The organism is Halodesulfovibrio spirochaetisodalis (assembly GCF_001672295.1).
Taxonomy (GTDB): domain Bacteria; phylum Desulfobacterota; class Desulfovibrionia; order Desulfovibrionales; family Desulfovibrionaceae; genus Halodesulfovibrio; species Halodesulfovibrio spirochaetisodalis.
This window is the reverse complement of the sequence record NZ_JXMS01000004.1, coordinates 134,294-153,307: the sequence shown is the minus strand read 5'-3', so window position 1 is coordinate 153,307 and position 19,014 is coordinate 134,294. Positions and strand designations below refer to the sequence as shown.

Genomic DNA, 19,014 nt, shown 5'->3' with positions numbered 1-19,014 from the left:
ACGATGTACTTCGGGATTTTTTGTAAGCTGAAAAAGCTTGCTAGTCTTCTTCCTTCTTCTTTTCAGAAGTTGGAGTGACATCAATTTCGTCAGGCTCGGTAGTAGCCTTTTTGAAATTTTTAATGGCACGGCCAAGCCCGCCGCCGATTTCTGGAAGCTTGTTGGCTCCGAAAACGAGCAGAACAAGGACAAGAATAACTAATAATTCTGGAATACCGATACCGAACATAGTTCCCTCCAAAAGGATATGAAGCCGCTATACACACGGGGGGAAGACAGGTCAAGGGGTTGTTCTTGCGCTGTTTCCCGTAATATGTCGAATAACAAACGGAAAAAAGGCAGTACTCCGTTTGTTAAGTTTTTTAAGAAAAGAGGAAGTGTAAAATGGAACGTATTGTTATTATAAGTTCTGGTCTTGCCGGTGCCAAGACCGCTGCGCGCATTAAAAGGCAGGCTCCGTCTGCTGAAGTTAATTTAGTTGTTCCTATTGAAGTTGAGGAAGGTTCCAAAGAGGGTGTATTTGGTAAACGTAACCCGATGGCACACGTATCTTCTGTTTTGCTTGATGCTAAACAGATAAGCGTGCTCCCGATTGCTTCAATGGAATTGGATTTTGAAAATAAAACTGTTCACGCTTCTTCTCCGCAGGGCACTATTCCTATCCGCTACACAAAGCTTATCATGGAAATAGACGCTGCCCCAAGATTGCCACGCGCTGTCCGTGGAGCACAGAATGTGATTCCGTGGCCGCTTGAGCAGGCTGGTCTGGTTGATGAGTGGCTGGAAAGCTACAAACCGCAAACCGCAGTTGTATACGGCGGTGCTCATGCTATGGGCTTGATTGACCCGCTCGTGAAGGCCGGTGTTTCAGTAACATGGGCACGTTCTGAGTGTGCGGAGTTTGACCCTGAATTCTGGCATGCCGTAACTGACAGAGTAGAGGCTGGCACAGAGGGTTCTGTGCGGGTTGTGCCTATGACAGAGACTGCTGTACTGCCGGAGTTGTCTGCTGAAGGTGATGTTCGTGCGTTGACTTGCGGGGAACAGGTTGTTGAAGGCGATGTGTTCTTCTGGGCGGATACTCCGCGAGCTGTGCATCCGATTGTTGCGGAGCAGGGCGTGGAACTTGAGCCTTCCGGTTTTATTTCAGTCAAGGATGATTTTTCCTGCGGACTTGAAGATGTGCATCTTTTTGGTTCCGCAGTAGCAGTAAAACGTGCTGAAGTTTCCGGTAAATACAATGCTCCGTTTGAAGCAAGCTCTGTGGAGTCCCTTATTTCACAGGGGCGTGCATTGAGCAGCATTGTGCTCGGTCAGCCGGTCACATGGCAGGGAAGCTGTGCTTCCTCCCGCTATCAGGCCGCAGATTGTGTAGCATTCCGCACTGGGCTGACACAGAAGGAAGCTGTAGAAGCCGGATACGAGCCAGAATTTGTTGTTTTTGATGCAGCACCAGTTCTTGCCGGTATCGATGCGACAGCAGTTGTAAAGCTTGTGTGTGATAAAGCCACAGGTGTTGTCCTTGGTGCTCAGGCATGTGGCGGACGTAATGCAGGCTGGCTTGATGGCGTAGCTGCCGGTGTAGCCGTTGCTCTGACAAGCAATATGACCGTGCAGACTCTCGCGTGTGTAGATATGACCGCTGGCGGCTTGATGCTGAACAAAGCGGCCTGTATGCTTTCTAACAAACTGGAAGAACGTATTTTCGGCATCACACCGGATGAATTACTTGCCTCACGCGAAGCGGGCGCCAAGTTCTTTATTCTTGATCTCCGTGACCAGATTGCATGGCGCGAGGGACATATTGAAGAGGCGTACAATATTCCATTTACGCAGCTTAAAAAACGTTTGCAGGACGAAGTTCCGCGCTTTACCCCGCTGGTCATTGTAAGCCACAATTCTGATATCCCGTATTCCATAGCATGCTACCTCTATGGCCTTGGAGCCAAGAGCCTGTATGTGCTTGATGGCGGCATGGATATGTGGCCGTATGATGTAGTGCAGGGATAACGTGTGGCTGGTCAGGTTCAAAGACTACCCGGTATTCATTGCGCTTTCTACAGGCTGGGACATTGTCTGTATGAGGAACATGTGAATCCCGGTGATAATGACGAATGGGCGTGCTCAGAAGTTACGCGGTTTATGCGTGAATATGACGAGTTTATTGACCGTGCTGATCGTTTTTCTCTGGACGATGATAAGGCAACGCGTTTGTGGGAAGGGTATGTGGATGAACTGCCGCCGGCAGGTGCCATGTGTTCTGCTTACAATCCTGTTTGCTGTTCTGATGAATGTGGTCAGAGTTCGGACAACGATAATTTGACTGACTGTTATTACGAATTGAACCTGATTTGTGTTATAAAACTACCTGTTTGTGCCGGCGTTTGCCGCCGGTACAAACATTCTCAAAATGCTGGAACAGCGGCAGGCTGTTCAAAATAGTTGGATGAATTAATGAGCGCATCTGAATTGAAAAATCTTACGTTAGTTATTCCGGCTGTGCAGCCGCAGCATGTGGAAACAGTGTTGCCGGAAGGAATACAGTACTGCTCTCCTGGCTTACGCGAGGCTACTGGCGCACAGTTTTACGTGTCGCCGGAGCTTCCTTTCACTCCGGCAGAGGCGCGCGGACAGCTGCATGAACTTCTTCAGTACGGTATGTCATTTCGCAGTGCACGCGATATGTCCGGTGCTGTTCTGGCTGAAAAAACTGCCGATACCGAAAAATCAAAGCCGTTAGCAGATGAATTTGCGGATCTTGATGCGTTTGCAGCAACTGGTGAATTCATTCCGAAAGAGAAAGATGAGCCTGTTCAGGACCCTGCTTTACAGGCACGGATTGCAGCACAGAAAACCTTGCTGTTGGCATGGGATATGGAAGGTCGTGTAGCAGAACTGGCAGCACTGAAAGACAAATTTTCTGCATCCAGTGCCAATATGGATGCAATTCTCGGTATTACAGACGAGGACGAACTGGATGAACTTCCTGGTTTAGAGCCGAAAGCAACACTTGCAGGTGATGTTGAAGAAGATCTGGGTGTGCCGTGGCGTGCTGTGGCGAATGCCATCATTGAGTTTGCGCCTGATTACGCCCGCTTTGTTGCCGTGAAGAAGGAGCTGGTAGACGTGCTGACTGAAGCAGGCACGGATATTACACCTGAATCAGTAGCTGTTGAGGAATACGGGTTTTCTCTGCCGGAGCAAAGCGGTTGGAGATTGTATTCAATCCCTGCATATGCTTTACTGGGGCATAGCCGTGCACCGGAAGGTCAGGCACATCTTGGTCGCGCAGTGGAAATTTTCATCACAGCATAATTGCCTGCAAGCACAACAATAGCCTTGATGGGGTTATGGCATTTTGCTGATGTGTTATATGACGTGCCAAATAGTTTCTCACATATTTCTAAAAGGATTTTGTGTAGTCTCTGTTAACCCTATAGATTTTTTATAGCTATCAGTCGGTATGTTGGCTGAACTGGTTGGCATGGCGCACAAGGGGACACATACTCGAAAAATGGACATATAAAATGAAGTTTACGCCTGAATTACTGGACGACATGTTCCCCAACGGACTTGGCGGTCTTATATTCGATTGTGACGGGGTGATGTTTGACACACGTGCCTGTAATATAGGATATTATAATCAGGTGCTCGAAGTTTTGGGAATGCCTCCCCTGACAAAAGAGCAGGAAGACGTGGCGCATTACTCCTCTGTAACGGGGTTTTATGAAGCCATTGTGCCGAAGGAGAAACATTACCTTATTCCTGCGGCGCAGAAAAAAGTTAACTATATAAAAACTGTGCTCCCGCTCATGACTCCTGAAAAAGGGTTGTATGAGTTACTTGAAGCGGCTGTGGGGCTTGGCATGAAGCTGGCGGTATTCACGAACCGTTCTGACACTATGGAAATGGTTCTTGAACAGCATGACATGGATGATTTTTTCCATCCTGTTATGACTGCTGCAAAAGTTGAGTGCAAGCCGCACCCTGAAGGGGCACTTGAAATTATGAAGGCATGGGATGAACCTGCGGAGAGGGTTGTCTTTATCGGCGACAGCATTGTTGACGAAGAAGCAGCCAAGCGGGCAGGCATTCCTTTTTGGGCTTATAAGAGCGCAACGCTGCGCGGTGTTCATATTGATGATTTTGCTCAGGTTAAGCAAACACTTATCGAGTGGATTAAGCAGTCTGGATTATAGACTCTTTACAAAAAAATAAAAAAAATTGCCAATTTCGTAATTTTTTACTTGATAAGTAATCCATCATGATGATTAAGTAGAACTTAGTGGAGCTCCCGACGGTAGGTAATCGTGGGAGAGTAACCCGGAGGCTTAATGGAGATTTTTGCGATGAATTTTGTAGTAGGGATTGCACAGGTACTCGACGCAATCTTAAGCATATATTTTTGGGTAGTTATTATTTCTGCACTTCTTTCATGGGTCAATCCTGATCCGTATAACCCAATTGTACGCATACTAAGAAATCTTACAGAACCGGCATTTTACCGCATTCGTAAGTGGTTGCCGTTTACGTATTTCAACGGGCTGGATCTATCTCCCGTTGTGTTGCTGCTTGCAATTCAATTTGCACAGATTTTTGTTATCCGTTCCTTGTACCAACTCGCCGGAGCTATTCACTAGCACTGGCAGTCTCTGTCAGAGCTAACCATGCACCTGGCAGGGCATGGTGAACACTGAGGAGACGCTTGCTACCGTTGAAGCGGCAGGAAAACAGACTGAAGAATATTCGCAGCAGGAGAGTTGGAAAAGTAGAGAAAGATTAACCTTAAAACTGATTAAGCACATAAAAAGCTCAAAAGTAACGCTTGGAGAATGATGAAAAGAGTGTCTTACACTCTTGCTATATACGATCCCGTTACTCGTGAATGTAACGGCTTCGATTCCCTATGGGTGGTCTTTAACCGAGAAGATCGCCGATAACCTCCAAAAAAGGAGAAGAAATCATGGAAGTACGTGACGTTGAATTACTCGAGAAACACTTGCCCCATGATGAGAACCTCAAGGCGCTTTGGGATGAGCACATCTTATTTGAAAAGCAGGTAGATAAACTTGAGAGCAAGCAATTCTTAACCCCCCAGGAGGAACTTTCCCTGCGGGAAATTAAGAAGCAAAAGTTAGACGGTAAAACCAAAATACAAATAATGCTTGATCGGTACAGGGAATTGGAGATGTAAATGGAGTATTCTGGAGCCAGAATCCTGTTAGAGAGTTTAAAGAAAGAGAACGTTGATGTTCTCTTCGGGTATCCGGGCGGAGCGGTTCTTGATATCTATCATGAATTGTCTAACCACAACGATTTAAAACACGTTTTGGTACGCCACGAACAAGGTGCAGTTCACGCAGCAGACGGGTATGCAAGAGCCAGCGGCAAAGTCGGTGTCTGTCTTGTTACTTCGGGGCCGGGTGCAACAAATACCGTTACCGGTATTGCCACCGCATATTCAGACTCTATTCCGCTAGTTGTTCTAACAGGTCAGGTTCCAACTCCTCTTATTGGAAACGATGCGTTCCAAGAAGTTGATATTGTAGGTATAACACGTCCTTGCACCAAGCATAACTACTTGGTGCAAGACGTGAGTCAACTTGCAGCGACTATCAAGGAAGCATTCCACGTGGCTCGTTCCGGCAGACCGGGGCCGGTGCTTGTGGATATTCCAAAGGATGTTCAGAACCAGATGTATGCGTTCCAGTATCCGGAACGTATTAAGATGCGCAGTTATAACCCGACGTATAAGCCGAATAACAATCAGGTACGACGCGCTATTGAACTGTTAAGTGAAGCAAAGCGCCCGTTAATTTTTGCAGGCGGCGGTGTTATTTCTTCAAACTCAGCGGAAGATCTGGGAATGCTTGCCCGTTCCATGCAGATTCCGGTAACAGGTTCCTTGATGGGCTTGGGTGCATTCCCCGGGGATGACCCGTTATGGCTTGGTATGCTTGGCATGCACGGAACCTATGCTGCAAACAAAGCAGTGAGCAATGCCGATGTTATTCTGGCAGTTGGAGCACGCTTTGATGATCGCGTGACCGGTAAACTTTCGTCTTTTGCAGCCGGAGCCAAGATCATTCATATTGATATTGATCCGACTTCAATCCGTAAGAATGTTGAAGTTGAAGTTCCGATTGTAGGCGACTGTAAGCTTGCATTGCAGGGACTGGTTACTGTGCAGCAGACTGAATTTGCCGATGTTGACTGGGCTGGTCAGTATGATGAGTGGAACGAGCAGATTAAAGAGTGGTCGGTTACGCACCCTGTGCGCTACCACAAAGAAGAATCTTTGAAACCGCAGCACGTTGTTGAAACAATTTTTGAGCTGACAAAAGGTGATGCCATTATCAGTACTGAGGTAGGGCAAAACCAGATGTGGACTGCACAGTTCTACAAGTTCCGTCAGCCGCGTACGTTACTGACATCCGGCGGTCTTGGCACAATGGGCTACGGTTTCCCCGCAGCTATCGGTGCACAGATGGCATTTCCTGACAAGCTGGTGATTGATGTTGCCGGTGACGGTTCAATTCAGATGAACAGTCAGGAACTTATGACAGCTGTAAGTCACAAGCTGCCGGTTAAGATTGTTGTGTTGAACAACTGCTTCCTCGGAATGGTTCGCCAGTGGCAGGAACTGTTCTACGACAGGAATTACTGCTCAACATGTATGGATGCACAGCCGGATTTTGTGAAACTTGCTGAAGCATACGGTGCGGAAGGGTACAGAGTTACTGAACCTTCCAAGCTGAAAGAAACATTGAAGGCTGCTTTTGCTTCTCCGCTTCCATGTATTGTGGATGTTCGCGTTGAAACAGAAGAGAATGTGTATCCGATGGTTCCTGCGGGAGCCTCTCTTGAAGAAATGTTGCTGGTGTAGGGGAAAGATATGAGACACGTGTTATCCGTACTTGTAGAAAACGAACCGGGCGTTTTATCCCGTATTTCCGGTTTGTTCAGCGGACGCGGCTTCAACCTCGATTCTCTGAATGTAGCACCGGTTCTTGAAGAGGGCGTCTCTTTGATGACCATCGTTACCCGTGGCGATCAGCAGATTATTGAGCAGATTGTTAAGCAGCTGCGCAAGCTTGTAACAGTCATTAAAGTGACTGATATGCAGCACAGCACAACTGTAGAGCGCGAAATGGCGTTGATTAAGGTTAATGCAACCGAGTCTAACCGCGCAGAAATTCTACGTATTGTAGATATTTTTAGATGCAAAGTCGTTGATGTGAGCCTAGATGAACTAACACTGGAAGTCATCGGCGATCATGGTAAAGTAGAAGCAGTTATTGCACTACTAGACCGTTTTGGCATTAAAGAAATTGCACGCACTGGTACTGTCGCACTGCGACGTTCCATGCAACCTGAGAAATAAGAATCATTTGCTTGGCATGCCCCCGCTTGTGATTACCCTCAGGCGGGGGTTTTTTATACTATCGATAACCTAAACGTATGTTCCGTGCAAAGCACGGCAGGGAGTGGAGATGAAGGTTTACTACGAACAGGACACCAACTTGGAAATCCTGAAAGATCAGACTGTAGCAATCATTGGCTACGGTAGCCAGGGGCATGCACATGCTCAGAACCTTCGCGAGTCTGGTGTTAATGTTGTTGTCGGGCAGCGTCCTGGCGGAGCAAACTACGACTTAGCTAAAGCTGACGGCTTTGAGCCGGTGTCTGCAGCAGAAGCAGCTGCTCAGGCAGACATTATTATGATCCTACTCCCAGATCAGTACCAGTCTTCTGTCTTTGAGAACGACATTAAGCCGCACCTCAAAGCTGGTGACTCTCTTGTCTTTGCACATGGCTTTAATATTCATTTCGGACAGATTGTACCTCCGAAAGACGTTGATGTATTCATGGTAGCCCCGAAAGGCCCAGGTCATCTCGTACGCCGTACCTACACCCAGGGTGGTGGCGTACCTTGCTTGTTCGCAGTTCACCAAGACGCAACAGGTAAAGCACAGGAGAAGGCTTTGGCTTACGCTGAAGGCGTTGGCGGTGCACGCTCCGGTATCATCGAAACAACTTTTGCAGAAGAAACAGAAACTGACCTCTTCGGTGAGCAGGCTGTTCTCTGCGGCGGTATCTCTGCACTTATTAAAGCCGGTTTTGAAACCTTGTGTGAAGCAGGCTACCAGCCTGAAATTGCATACTTTGAATGCCTGCACGAGACAAAACTGATCGTAGACCTGCTGTACGAAGGTGGCCTTGCCAACATGCGCAACTCCATCTCCGACACAGCTGAGTATGGTGACTATGTAACTGGTCCTCGTATCATTACAGATGAAACCAAAAAAGAAATGAAACGAGTTCTCGAAGATATCCAGAAAGGTCGTTTTGCACGTGACTTCATCCTTGAGTCTCAGGCAAAATACCCGTTCTTCACTGCTACTCGTCGTATCGAAGCTGCTCATCAGATTGAAGAAGTCGGCGGTCGTCTCCGTGAGATGATGCCTTGGCTTAAAAAATAAGCAGTATTACAATAAAAAAAGCCGCACATTGTGCGGCTTTTTTTTTGTCTAATTTTCTGGAATGATTACGTTCCATCCATAAAAAAGGAACGTTCTATGTTTGACCATTTTTCCCAATTTACCCGTCCAGAACCACAAAACAGTGCGTTGATAACTATTGATCTGCAAAACGACTTTGTGCTGCCCGGTGCTCCGGCAGAAGGGGAAGGAGCCGCAAAAGCCGCAGCAGTTACGGCAACGATAGCCCAATGCTACAGAGAACTTCGGCTGCCAATTATCCATGTGGTTCGAATCTATTCCCGTGAGGAGGCAGCGCAAAATGTTGATGTGTGCAGACGGGAGGCAGTACAGAGCGGTCTTGATCTGGTGATTTCAGGAACGAAAGGGATGCAGCCGGTTTCTGCAATTATTCCTGAAGGCGTGGTTGCTGATGGTGAATTGCTGCGTACCGGAGAGCCGCAACGGATTTCTGATACGGAACAGATTCTCTATAAACCGCGCTGGGGATGTTTTTTCCGTACGCAGCTGGATATAATGCTGCGTGCTATGGGAGTGACAACGGTCGTGACTACCGGCACATGGTTTGCCAATTGTGTCCGCACCACAATTTATGAAGCGGCAGCGTATGATTATCGTGTTGTCGCCCTTCGTGATGCTATTGCGGGTATTCATTCTTCCGGCGAAGCAGATTTAAAAAAGATAGAATGCGGTGTCTGCAGCAGTGCGGAGTGGATGGAACTTTTGAAAGCACCACGATGAAGAATGGCACGTTGTCAGCGGGATATGTGCTGACAGATTACGCCCCTTCCTCAATCAACTGGGCGTAAAGATATTCGTCATCCGGATACTTGATGCCTTTACCGGTGACAATAATGCTTGGAGACATCTGGTCGGATTTAGGGTCTGCAAGTTCGCGCACTTCCCAGCGTCCGTCTTCTTTGCCCACTACAAATTCTTTTTTCTCTTTGTGCGCAATTTTAATTCCGTACATGACAGATTCTTTAAACGTCACGGCAGTATCTCCTGAGCATAAAAAAAGCGGCCTCAACATGAAGCCGCTTTTTTGATTTATTGGTAGTTATCCGTGGCAACCGCCTCCGCATCCGGAGCAGCCTCCACCACCAAGCGGGTTTGTTGTTTCAATAACAAAGCCTTCGTAGCGGATGTCTACAGTAAGGTCGCCTGTTTTGTCGAGCAGTTCCTTGTTGATACAAAAAGAATACGGTTCTGCATTCAGGACAGTATCGTCATCTGTCGGTTCGTCCATGGCGAGGCCGAGGTGAGGGCCGCTGCATCCGCCCGGTGCAAGGTATATACGGATAGATCCAAGTTCTTTATCTTCGAAGTGCTGGTCAAGTGCGTTACGAGCTGCGTTAGTCACAGTGAACATAGTGTGTTCCTCCAGTTATGGTATAGGTAACCACTATGTGCGCTATTAATAAAAAGTCAAACAGCTGTTGCCGGTATTGATTCACGCACGGGCATGGAACGCAGACCTATCGGTTTTTTATATACCAGAGACAATAAAAAAGGCGGCTTCATAAGAAACCGCCTTTAGTAAGCTAAGCTGGTCTAGCCGCAAGAACCTGCGCTGGAGCAACCGCCACATGAGCTGCCGCCGCCAAGAGGGTTCTCGGACTCTACAACAAAGCCCATGTAAGAAAGGTCGATGGTAATTTTACCAGACTTTTCAATGAGGTCTTTATTGATGCAGAAAGTAAATTCTTTCTCTTCAAATACGGAGTCGTCGTCGTTTGGCTCATCCAGAGCCAATGCCAATCTTGGGCCGCTTCAGCCGCCCGGAGCCAGATAGATGCGGATAGGAGATTTTTCCTTATCTGCAAAATACGCCGCAAGTTCTTTGTGGGCGTTTTCAGTCAATGTAAACATTGAATTTCCTCCACGTAGGTTGTTCATATCAAGTAAAGACAGTTATTGGCTTTGTCAATAGAAATGGAACCGCAGCATCAGGGTTTTGGATGCGCCGGAAAAGGCTCTTTACGGGCATCTCAGGGAATTTGCTGTGCATGCCTGTGTTCCCTGAAGGCTGTGTTTTACAGTGCGCTGAAAAGAGTCCTTTTCAGTTTTTCATACTACCATAGACGGGGCATTTAGTAACCGCTAATGTGCTGATGATAGAAAGAGTACTGTTCCAGTAGGCAAATGCCAAGGATAACAATACATAAGTATAGAAATGGCAAAGTCAATCGGTCGGGTCATAAATAACTGAATCCTGAACGGGAGCCATTGACATAGGTCACATGTGGCACGCGGATGCAGTTTATTTTATGAAAGAAAAAAGATACTGTACTCAGCATTCGTTCCTTGTGGAATAACGCAGAACAAAGGACACAAAGATGGGAAACGTTAAGACTGTTATGACCGAAGATGAAGTGCGACGCACAGTAGATCGCCTTGCATTTCAGGTAATAGAGAATCATGGTGAATGCGACAGCCTTGTTCTGGTCGGAATCCAGAGAAGGGGAGTGGATATAGCTGCTCGAGTGCGGGCTGTTCTGGAAGAACGTCTCGGAAGAGATATCGAGTTCGGATCACTGGATATTAACTTGTACCGTGATGACTGGACTACTCTGGACGTGCAGCCGATGATTAATAAGACAGATATTCCTTCTGGAGTAGATGGTAAAACATTGCTGCTGGTGGATGATGTGCTTTTTACAGGACGCACTATTCGTGCTGCTCTGGAAGCTGTGCTTGATTACGGCAGACCTAGCCGCATTGAACTGATGGTTCTGGTCGATCGCGGGCATCGGGAGTTGCCTATTCAGGCAAATTACGTGGGTAAGCAGATTGCCACAGCCCGTAATGAGCAAGTAGATGTTTTAATAGAAGAGATAGATGGCAGGGATGAGGTGCAGCTGCAGCATGCAGGCTAACCGCTTTTCGTTGCCTCTTACATCCAGATAAAGAAAAAACCCGCTTCATGTGAAGCGGGTTTTTTTATGTATGTTGTGTCTGAACCGTTGAAGGATCAGAATACGCTGTTACGTTGCAGATTACTCTGCGCCGTTGGATTCAGCTTTGTGGCCAAGGGTGAATGCGCTGAACAGAATGGTAAGCACACAACATGCTACCATAGTGATGAATACACCGCGCCATTCAAAGTTGTCTGCAATCCAGCCAACACCGGAACCGGCAATAGCGGAACCGAATACGTATCCGAAGAAACCGGTAAAGCCTGCTGCTGTACCTGCTGCTTTTTTCGGTACGAGATCAAGAGCGTGAAGGCCGATGATCATGATAGGGCCGTATACGAGGAAGCCGATAGCAACAAGTGCTACGTAGTCGATCCATTTAGGGCCGCTAAGGTTGAACCAGTATACAACAACAAAGACGAGTGTGAGTGCCATAAAGAGCATGGTTGCTGGCGCACGTTTGCCTTTGAAGATTTTGTCAGACATCCAGCCGCAGACAATGGTACCCGGAATAGCAGCGTATTCGAACAGAGACCATGCAATGGAAGATTCTTTAAAGGAGTAGCCTTTAACTTCCTGCAGGTATGTTGGAATCCAGTCAACTACACCGTAACGAACAAAGTAGCAGAATGCGTTCGCGATAGCGATTGCCCAGAGGTACTTGTTTGTAAGGATGTTTTCAAAGAAGATTTCTTTAAAGGTAAAGGTCTTCTCATGTTTCTTGGCGTCGTAACCTTCAGGGTAGTCGTTTCTGTATTCCTCAACACTTGGCAGGCCGCAGGACTGCGGTGTGTCACGCATGAGAAGGAATACGAGTAACGCGAGGCCAGCTGCGATGGCTGCGTTGAAGTAAAATTTTGCACCCCAGTCGTTGAACATCATAACACCGAGAAACGCAAGGTTAGCAACAAGAGCGCCACCGATGTTGTGTGCAACGTTCCAGACAGCAACTGTCATGCCGCGTTCTTTTGTGGAGTACCAATGAACCATGGTTTTGCCACAAGGAGGCCAACCCATACCCTGAACCCAGCCGTTCAGAGTCATAAGTACAACCAGCAGAGTTACGCTTTCAAAGACCCATTTGTTCAAGCCGGTAAAGGCGAGAATGGCACATGAAAGGAGCAGGCCGCAAGGCAGGAAGTATTTAGGGTTACTTCTGTCTGAAATAGAACCCATGATGAATTTAGACACACCGTACGCAATAGACAGGCCAGTCATTGCAGTACCGAGCATTGCTTTGGAATATTCAGGATACTCTTTAAGGATATCAGGAATTGCCAGTGCAAAGTTTTTTCGTACAAGGTAGTAGGCTGCGTAGCCAATAAAAATACCAAGAAAAACTTTCATTTTGTTTTTCTTGTATTCTGCATCTACCTGCTCATCTGGCACGCGTGCAATGTGCGGTGCCGGTTTGAAAATACCAATCATCCTCTCTCTCCAAATAGGTTAAAGGTATTAAGCAGTGTTCAATTGATAAAATAGCAACTAAAAATGTGCATTAATCTTTAAAAATAATGCAAAAGCTGAGCTACTAGAAAAAAACTGATGTTGCAACGCTTTTGTCAACTTTGTGTAATATAGCAATAGTTCTTATGGTACTGTAATAGAATTGTAACCGTATACATCTACTCTTTTTTATTAGTGCTAATAAGTGGTATAAAGGTTTTTTAAAACGAAACCGTTTACACATTGTTGTTATGATGTTGTGTAAACGGTTTCTTTAGGAGTAAGTTGCGTCGCATATTGAAGTGTTAAATTGTTTTTGTTCATTTATAATTACGTAATATAGCTTCTCGCTCTAGTGCACTGGAAAAAAGAAAGCACTTGAAATTAAAAAATCAGTAAAAAACTATCTAGTAATGTCCTGTACGGTGAGGTGTGCGAAAGAACGCTGAGAGGAGCGGGTAGATACAATAGTGAAAAGCCATTGTATGCAGCAGGGGCAACGTACTCGATGTGGATTTATCAGAGTACGTCTGTGGGGTGAGGTAAGAAAAGATTATGGTTAGGCTGGATGCCTCAACGCCCCTGAAAACAGAGGCGCCGAGGAAAGCTTTTCTTATTTTAATGCCGTAATGATTGGCTGAATTGTAAGTTGAATGTTGCTGAGTCATTTGGCGCAAGGTGAATACGGATAAGATGAACACCTTTCGGCGTATCCAAGTTGCTAAAAACATCTGCTAGTTCTTTTTCAGTCCGTGCAACATAGCTCATGCAGTCCACACCTTTTATTCCGCCAAAAGCCTCTGGAAGCAGTTCGTAATTCCAGACTTGAATGTCGTTATAAGAGCGGAACTTGTCTGGATAAATGGCTCTTTCAGCGCCATATCCTGCATTATCAAGAACTATGATGATGGAGTCAGTTTTCTCCCGAATCAGTGTGGATAGCTCCTGAGCGGTCATTTGGAATCCACCATCGCCGGTAATGCATATCCGGCGTCTGGATCGTGCCTGTGGAGCCAGTGTTCCACCGACAAACATACCAAAACCACTTCCGAGGGATGCCCAGTTTCCACATCCGAAGACTTCACTGTTAGCAGGAAATTCGGTTTGTGAGCTATTAATGTAGCCTCCGGTGTCACCAAATACGATGTCCCCCTCCTGCAGGAAATTGGCAAATTGTACAAAGAGCCTGTCTATGGTGAGATTATTACCTGTGGGGACAAAGGCTTCACTACGTTGAAATGCAAATCGTTTGGTATCAAACGGGACAGAAACGGGAACAGGCGTTATTGTACGGGATTCTTCAGCCAGCGCAGGAATAAAATCACGCAGATATACATTGGCAAAATGCTGGTCGTTTATGATGACGTGGTCATGGTGAACGTGAATGACATCTTGTTCTTTGCCTGTTTTGGTCGTGAAAATGCCGGTGTCGAATTCATTATTTGTCCGCCCCAGATTCAGAAGAAGATCCGCACCTTCAATTTTTTCTTTTGTGAATGTCTGGCTCATTGCGCCTGTGTAGACGCCCACGCTATGGGGATGTTCTTCAAAATCAGGTAATTTTCCACAAAACGTTGTGGCAGTTGTTGCGCCGATATTTTCAACGATTTCTATGCCTTCAGTAATGCAATTTTCTCTGCGGAGAAGGTGTCCTGTTATGACTGCGCGTGAAGATGCATTGTTGATAAGCTCCAGCGTGTTTTCTACTGCTGCAGTAAGCTCCTGTTCTGATGACTGAAACAGCATGAGGTCTATAGGGGCAGTTGGTGGATCAACAAGCGCTGTTTGCAAATCGTATGGGATTTCCAGATATGCCGGTTTTTTTGTCTGATAACAGGTGCGGATGACGTCATCGATTTCTGAAGGGGCAGTGTCTATGTGCAGTAACTGCTTTGAAACACATGTGATGGGGGAGAAGATATCGATGTTGGCAGAGAAATTTGTATCGATAGCGTGATGAAGGAGCCTGTGTGTCGGTGTACGCATTATTTGAACTGCAGGGGCTCCGGCAATAATAAGGATGGGAGTATCATCAGCATATGCCCCTGCGACAGCATTGCTGGTATTGAGTGACCCCGGTCCGAAAGTCACTGCGGCTGCACCAAAACCGGACAGCTTTGCGTAGCCGTCAGCACAGTACGCTGCGTTCAATTCATTACAGGTGCCGATATGCCGTACACCGTGGTTGCCATCCAGCAAGTTGTTGAAAAAAGGCAGAACATAGTCGCCTGGAATACCAAAAAGAACGTTCACATCACGTTCTTTAAGTCTCCGCAGGAGATACTCGGATATGGTTATTTTCATATGATTCTCCGATAGGGCTGAAGCAGCAAGTCAGACTGCTGTTGGGTATCGGTGAATCATACCAGATTGATACATGCAGTATTGTGATAAATGCATACATGGGGAAAGCCATCGAGATGTAAGCAGAGTTGCTTTATGTATCACATGATGTTGAAGTGCAGATGGTCACGGTTCCGTTATCAATAGTAGCAGCATGCGTTGCCCAATCGTGTGACTCTGCAGGGTGATGAGTGGCAAGCACCATAGTCAGCCCTTTTTCAGCAAGCATGTTGAGGATAGTGCGCATGTCATTACGTGATGGAGCATCCAGACCGCTGAATGGTTCATCCAAAATCAACAGGCTGGGGCTGTTTACCAGTGCGCGTGCAATAATAGCCTTACGCAACTGTCCATACGAAAGCGTGTTTGCGCTGCGTTCTGCAAGGTTGTGTATGCCGAGGGCAGACAATGTGCTTTCAGCTTGTTCGATCATAGCCGCAGTAGGAAACGTATGTACTCCGATGTGTTGCCAGAAACCGGAAACCACCACATCCAGCACCGTAATGTCCATTCTATGCAGTGTTTGCAGGAGAGGGGAGACAATTCCCATGCGTTGCTTTATTGCCCAGAAGTTTTTGTATTCGTCACTTTCCGGCATCCGCTCCTGACCGAACCACCGGACGGTACCTCCTAGAGCTGCAGGCAGCTCTCCTGTGATCATCCGCAATAACGTTGATTTGCCTGCTCCGTTGGCACCTGTAATCATCCATCGGTCGCCAGCTTCAATAGTAAGACTGGCATGTTGTACGATACCTGCCGTAGCGTTGTTCATGTAGATAACTGGTTCTGAGCCAGCAGGTGTAGGTTGTGGCAGTAAAGAAAAGTCCATGCTTGCTGTCTGACGAATGCTGTCCGGCGTGGTAGCAGAGGACGTAAGCACAGGTGCTGGTTCTTGAGTGGCGCTGATTGTCCGCGCTCCGGCATGAACAATACTTCCGTTTTCCAGCAACAGGATGCGGTTTATACAGGCAGGAAGTTCAGTTGCCCTGTGTGTTGCACAAAGGATTTGTACACCTGATTCAGCCAGCCGGTCGATGAGTTCCATAATCTCTTTTCGTGATTGGCGATCAAGACCGTCTGCATATTCATCAAGAAAAAGGATGTGCGGTTTACTTGCTAATGCACGGGCGAGAAAAAGCCGTTTGAGTTGACCTGTCGAACATTCAGTCAGCGGTTTATCTAACAGCGATGTGACACCCATGCGTTCTGCCAGAGCATATACTTCGTTCCACTCATCTTGTGTCGGTGGAGTATATATCAGTGGAGTATTGTGCAGGCCGCTCATAAGCAGGGTTTTACCTGTAATGCCCCGTTCCAGATGCAGATAATGTTCAATCAGCTCCGCAGAAATTGTCGTGGTGTGTTCTCGGAATCCTATGGGCGAAAGGGAGCGGCTACCATCGTCATTGAAATAATGGCGCACTCCCATATTCTGGGTAGGCCATATATCTCCTCGAACAAGTGAAAGAAAGGTGCTTTTTCCGGCACCGTTCCCACCGATAACAGCCCAGTTTTGCCCTTCGAGCAGTTCCCATGAGACATTGGCAAGAGCCATAATCTGCCCTTTACGTACACTTACAGTATCAAATTGAAGAATCGGCATATCGATGAAGTAATCCGGTTGGGCAGAAAAGTGTATGCAGGGTATCCTGAAAATTTTCATCTGCTGTTGTTGAGTGAAATTACGGGTGCCATCAAGCAGGGAGAGCTTGTTTTGGGCTATGTGTCCCTATCCCCACAAGGTAGCCATTTTTATATTGGTAGATCAAGTAGCCATGCGTCATCTGTTATTTTTCATATTGCAGGTATGAGCAGCTGTTTTTTTAAAGGGTGCGAGCAAAGATGGCTTACTGGCAGGCTGTATAAAAAGTAGACAGTTGCTGTTTTTTCAATATGTACCTGTATAAAAATTCTACACTTTTATTAAAAAAAGAATTGCAGTTTCAGTAAGATGTGGCCATACCTGACTGAAATAGTAAGGATTGAGTGGTGTGGTATTGATTTTGCTTCTCATTTGAAAGGGATGGGGCGGAAGCACACTCCAATATTTTACAGAAAATAATAACTACCATTGTAATTGCTTGATTATATACGTTTTATACCTGTGCGACATAACTGTAAGAGAGGGAGTATGTTTTCACGTCTTTTTGTTATAGTATGGCTCTTGCTTGTTGCTGTGGGCGATTTATATGCAGCTGAGGAGCAGCCGAATCCGTTACCATCGTATTTAAAGGTGGCAGCGCAAAACAACGGGGAGCTGCTGGCAGCATTCAGTAAGTGGAAGGCGGCTGTGCAAAAGGCTCCGCAAGTGTCCACACTGCCGGATCCGCAATTAACCTTTGGTGTGTACATCGTTCCTGTTGAAACTCGTGTCGGTCCGCAACGGATGAGCTACGGGCTTACGCAGAAATTTCCGTGGCTTGGGAAACTGAGTACCAAAGAGAAAATTGCCCTGCGCGATTCCGATGTGCTGAAGGCCAGAGCCGACAGTATCAAAACAAAAATTTATCGTGACGTGAAGGTTGCCTATTACGAACTTGTCTATTTGCAGCGCGCTATTCAGCTGACAGGTGAGCAGGTCGAGTTGCTGGAATTTTTAGAAGCAACCATTCGTGCCAGATACACTGCCGGAAACGTTTTATATTCAGACGTACTTCGTACACAAGTCGAGCTTGATTCTACCCGAAACAGAAAGGCTTCTCTTGAAGACATGCTTGTCCCGCTACAGGCACGTCTTAATGCTGCTATGGGGCGTGACGTGGAGTGTCCGGTTTACCTCTCCGATATTGCAGAACTGGAACTCGGGATTGACGGCAAAGAACTCATCGCACTTCTGGAAAAGACAAATCCTGAATTACTGAGCTTTGATCAGCAGTTAGCCAGTGCAGATGCACAAATCGTATTGGCAGAGAAGAACTATTATCCTGATTTCACACTGGGGATTACATCCATATATACTGATAAAGCTCGGTCAGGAAATCCTACCCAGAACGGGAATGATCCTGTCATAGCAAGTGTAAGTGTGAACATTCCGTTATGGCAGGACAGCAGGGATGCTGCTGTTGAGGAAGGCAGGGAAAAGCGGCTGGTAGCGATTCAGGCAAAGAAAGGCCGAAAGGATGTGCTGCTGGCAGATCTGGAACTGGAGCTTTTTCGCTACCGCGATGCTGTGCGGCAGATTGCGTTATATGATGAAAGCCTGATTCCGAAAGCAGAGCAGTCTGTTGAGGTTACGCTGGAAGCGTACCAGAGCGGTAAGGTTGATCTGCAACAGGTTATAGCCGCAGAAAAAACATATTTTGAGCTGTACATTGCTCAGGCGCGTGCCCTGACAGATCAGGCACAACGCATTGCACAACTGGAACAACTGGTGGGGAAAGAGTTGCCTGTCTTGCAAAAGCACACAGCAAAAGTGAAAGGCTTGCCCTTACCACCGCCTGAACTTGATGTAAGAATTAATTAGAAAAAAACGAGGAGATGAGAATGAAATCACTTGTAAAAATCACTGTGCTGGCACTGGCTATCATCACATTTGTGTTGCCGGCTACAGCAGGTTTTGCGGGCACTCCGCAGACTAAGTGTCCTGTAATGGGCAACGAAATTACCAAAGACCTCTATGCAGACCATAAAGGTAAGCGCGTCTATTTCTGCTGCCAGATGTGCCTGCCGAAGTTTAAAAAGAACCCTGCGTTTTTCATTAAAAAGCTCGAAAAACAGGGCGTTGAAGTAGAAGTCGTTAAATAATTGGTTCATACGCGCTTCCAACGCGGTATGTTGGGAGCGCGTGTGGCGTTTTGGAGAAATGA

Annotated in this window: 20 protein-coding genes; 13 read left to right on the top strand and 7 right to left on the bottom strand. The window is 46.7% G+C overall.

The features are described from left to right. Positions 1 to 40: 40 nt before the first annotated feature. On the bottom strand, positions 41 to 229 hold the full coding sequence (locus tag SP90_RS03845; protein ID WP_066852788.1) for a twin-arginine translocase TatA/TatE family subunit: 189 nt from the start codon (positions 227 to 229) through the stop codon (positions 41 to 43). 155 nt (positions 230 to 384) lie between these two features. On the opposite strand from SP90_RS03845, the gene SP90_RS03840 reads away from it, so the two are divergent. From SP90_RS03840 to SP90_RS03795, 10 genes are all read left to right on the top strand, one after another. Then, positions 385 to 2,010: a rhodanese-like domain-containing protein gene (locus tag SP90_RS03840; protein ID WP_066852785.1), complete on the top strand. Its 1,626-nt coding sequence runs from the start codon at positions 385 to 387 to the stop codon at positions 2,008 to 2,010. 3 nt (positions 2,011 to 2,013) lie between these two features. Next, a complete protein-coding gene (locus SP90_RS03835) occupies positions 2,014 to 2,442 on the top strand; it encodes a hypothetical protein (protein ID WP_066852783.1) in 429 nt (142 codons plus the stop codon). Positions 2,443 to 2,454: 12 nt separating this feature from the next. Beyond that, positions 2,455 to 3,315 (top strand): hypothetical protein, encoded by an 861-nt coding sequence (locus SP90_RS03830; RefSeq protein WP_066852781.1) that lies wholly within the window; start codon positions 2,455 to 2,457, stop codon positions 3,313 to 3,315. Positions 3,316 to 3,527: 212 nt separating this feature from the next. Then, the gene (locus SP90_RS03825; RefSeq protein ID WP_066852779.1) at positions 3,528 to 4,199 is read left to right on the top strand and encodes an HAD family hydrolase; all 672 of its coding nucleotides are present in this window, start codon (positions 3,528 to 3,530) and stop codon (positions 4,197 to 4,199) included. Between the two features lie 135 nt (positions 4,200 to 4,334). Continuing rightward, positions 4,335 to 4,640 carry a YggT family protein gene (locus tag SP90_RS03820; protein ID WP_157471184.1) on the top strand — a complete coding sequence of 102 codons (306 nt, stop codon included), beginning with the start codon at positions 4,335 to 4,337 and terminating at the stop codon, positions 4,638 to 4,640. Positions 4,641 to 4,963: 323 nt separating this feature from the next. Next, the gene (locus SP90_RS03815) at positions 4,964 to 5,194 is read left to right on the top strand and encodes a DUF465 domain-containing protein (RefSeq protein ID WP_066852777.1); all 231 of its coding nucleotides are present in this window, start codon (positions 4,964 to 4,966) and stop codon (positions 5,192 to 5,194) included. Further along, positions 5,195 to 6,886, top strand: a complete 1,692-nt coding sequence (gene ilvB / locus SP90_RS03810) for a biosynthetic-type acetolactate synthase large subunit (RefSeq protein WP_066852775.1) — start codon at positions 5,195 to 5,197, stop codon at positions 6,884 to 6,886. It begins immediately after the preceding gene. 9 nt (positions 6,887 to 6,895) lie between these two features. Continuing rightward, positions 6,896 to 7,384, top strand: coding sequence for an acetolactate synthase small subunit (gene ilvN / locus SP90_RS03805; RefSeq protein WP_066852773.1), 489 nt, complete (start codon positions 6,896 to 6,898; stop codon positions 7,382 to 7,384). Positions 7,385 to 7,493: 109 nt separating this feature from the next. Further along, entirely contained in the window at positions 7,494 to 8,483 is a 990-nt protein-coding gene (ilvC, locus tag SP90_RS03800) for a ketol-acid reductoisomerase (protein ID WP_066852771.1), read from the top strand. 96 nt (positions 8,484 to 8,579) lie between these two features. Continuing rightward, positions 8,580 to 9,242 (top strand): cysteine hydrolase family protein, encoded by a 663-nt coding sequence (locus SP90_RS03795; RefSeq protein WP_066852769.1) that lies wholly within the window; start codon positions 8,580 to 8,582, stop codon positions 9,240 to 9,242. 37 nt (positions 9,243 to 9,279) lie between these two features. Here the strand turns inward: SP90_RS03795 and SP90_RS03790 are convergent, their stop codons facing one another. The 3 genes from SP90_RS03790 to SP90_RS03780 all read right to left on the bottom strand — a co-directional run bounded on the left by SP90_RS03790 (position 9,280) and on the right by SP90_RS03780 (position 10,373). Further along, positions 9,280 to 9,495: a hypothetical protein gene (locus SP90_RS03790; protein ID WP_066852766.1), complete on the bottom strand. Its 216-nt coding sequence runs from the start codon at positions 9,493 to 9,495 to the stop codon at positions 9,280 to 9,282. A 66-nt stretch (positions 9,496 to 9,561) separates the two neighbouring features. Further along, a complete protein-coding gene (locus tag SP90_RS03785) occupies positions 9,562 to 9,873 on the bottom strand; it encodes an IscA/HesB family protein (RefSeq protein ID WP_066852763.1) in 312 nt (103 codons plus the stop codon). 182 nt (positions 9,874 to 10,055) lie between these two features. Continuing rightward, positions 10,056 to 10,373 carry an IscA/HesB family protein gene (locus tag SP90_RS03780; protein ID WP_175565971.1) on the bottom strand — a complete coding sequence of 106 codons (318 nt, stop codon included), beginning with the start codon at positions 10,371 to 10,373 and terminating at the stop codon, positions 10,056 to 10,058. A 467-nt stretch (positions 10,374 to 10,840) separates the two neighbouring features. Between SP90_RS03780 and pyrR the strand changes: the two genes are divergently transcribed. Further along, positions 10,841 to 11,380 carry a bifunctional pyr operon transcriptional regulator/uracil phosphoribosyltransferase PyrR gene (gene pyrR / locus SP90_RS03770; protein ID WP_066852757.1) on the top strand — a complete coding sequence of 180 codons (540 nt, stop codon included), beginning with the start codon at positions 10,841 to 10,843 and terminating at the stop codon, positions 11,378 to 11,380. Between the two features lie 120 nt (positions 11,381 to 11,500). Here the strand turns inward: pyrR and glpT are convergent, their stop codons facing one another. The 3 genes from glpT to SP90_RS03755 form a co-directional block, all read right to left on the bottom strand. Then, the gene (gene glpT / locus SP90_RS03765; RefSeq protein ID WP_066852754.1) at positions 11,501 to 12,847 is read right to left on the bottom strand and encodes a glycerol-3-phosphate transporter; all 1,347 of its coding nucleotides are present in this window, start codon (positions 12,845 to 12,847) and stop codon (positions 11,501 to 11,503) included. Between the two features lie 636 nt (positions 12,848 to 13,483). Beyond that, positions 13,484 to 15,169 (bottom strand): alpha-keto acid decarboxylase family protein, encoded by a 1,686-nt coding sequence (locus SP90_RS03760; RefSeq protein ID WP_066852751.1) that lies wholly within the window; start codon positions 15,167 to 15,169, stop codon positions 13,484 to 13,486. 133 nt (positions 15,170 to 15,302) lie between these two features. Continuing rightward, the gene (locus tag SP90_RS03755; RefSeq protein ID WP_066852748.1) at positions 15,303 to 16,811 is read right to left on the bottom strand and encodes an ATP-binding cassette domain-containing protein; all 1,509 of its coding nucleotides are present in this window, start codon (positions 16,809 to 16,811) and stop codon (positions 15,303 to 15,305) included. 528 nt (positions 16,812 to 17,339) lie between these two features. On the opposite strand from SP90_RS03755, the gene SP90_RS03750 reads away from it, so the two are divergent. Together SP90_RS03750 and SP90_RS03745 are read left to right on the top strand one after the other, a co-directional pair. Beyond that, entirely contained in the window at positions 17,340 to 18,671 is a 1,332-nt protein-coding gene (locus SP90_RS03750) for a TolC family protein (RefSeq protein WP_066852746.1), read from the top strand. Positions 18,672 to 18,691: 20 nt separating this feature from the next. Then, positions 18,692 to 18,952, top strand: a complete 261-nt coding sequence (locus SP90_RS03745) for a TRASH domain-containing protein (RefSeq protein WP_066852743.1) — start codon at positions 18,692 to 18,694, stop codon at positions 18,950 to 18,952. The last annotated feature ends 62 nt before the right edge of the window (positions 18,953 to 19,014 follow it).

Coding starts and splice junctions, on each gene's coding strand:
- pyrR (WP_066852757.1), top strand. CDS start 10,841: ATGGGAAACGTTAAGACTGTTATGACCGAAGATGAAGTGCGACGCACA.
- SP90_RS03750 (WP_066852746.1), top strand. CDS start 17,340: ATGTTTTCACGTCTTTTTGTTATAGTATGGCTCTTGCTTGTTGCTGTG.
- ilvN (WP_066852773.1), top strand. CDS start 6,896: ATGAGACACGTGTTATCCGTACTTGTAGAAAACGAACCGGGCGTTTTA.
- SP90_RS03820 (WP_157471184.1), top strand. CDS start 4,335: ATGGAGATTTTTGCGATGAATTTTGTAGTAGGGATTGCACAGGTACTC.
- SP90_RS03795 (WP_066852769.1), top strand. CDS start 8,580: ATGTTTGACCATTTTTCCCAATTTACCCGTCCAGAACCACAAAACAGT.
- SP90_RS03825 (WP_066852779.1), top strand. CDS start 3,528: ATGAAGTTTACGCCTGAATTACTGGACGACATGTTCCCCAACGGACTT.
- SP90_RS03755 (WP_066852748.1), bottom strand. CDS start 16,811: ATGCCGATTCTTCAATTTGATACTGTAAGTGTACGTAAAGGGCAGATT.
- ilvB (WP_066852775.1), top strand. CDS start 5,195: ATGGAGTATTCTGGAGCCAGAATCCTGTTAGAGAGTTTAAAGAAAGAG.
- SP90_RS03840 (WP_066852785.1), top strand. CDS start 385: ATGGAACGTATTGTTATTATAAGTTCTGGTCTTGCCGGTGCCAAGACC.
- SP90_RS03745 (WP_066852743.1), top strand. CDS start 18,692: ATGAAATCACTTGTAAAAATCACTGTGCTGGCACTGGCTATCATCACA.
- SP90_RS03785 (WP_066852763.1), bottom strand. CDS start 9,873: ATGTTCACTGTGACTAACGCAGCTCGTAACGCACTTGACCAGCACTTC.
- SP90_RS03815 (WP_066852777.1), top strand. CDS start 4,964: ATGGAAGTACGTGACGTTGAATTACTCGAGAAACACTTGCCCCATGAT.
- SP90_RS03845 (WP_066852788.1), bottom strand. CDS start 229: ATGTTCGGTATCGGTATTCCAGAATTATTAGTTATTCTTGTCCTTGTT.
- SP90_RS03830 (WP_066852781.1), top strand. CDS start 2,455: ATGAGCGCATCTGAATTGAAAAATCTTACGTTAGTTATTCCGGCTGTG.
- glpT (WP_066852754.1), bottom strand. CDS start 12,847: ATGATTGGTATTTTCAAACCGGCACCGCACATTGCACGCGTGCCAGAT.
- SP90_RS03760 (WP_066852751.1), bottom strand. CDS start 15,169: ATGAAAATAACCATATCCGAGTATCTCCTGCGGAGACTTAAAGAACGT.
- ilvC (WP_066852771.1), top strand. CDS start 7,494: ATGAAGGTTTACTACGAACAGGACACCAACTTGGAAATCCTGAAAGAT.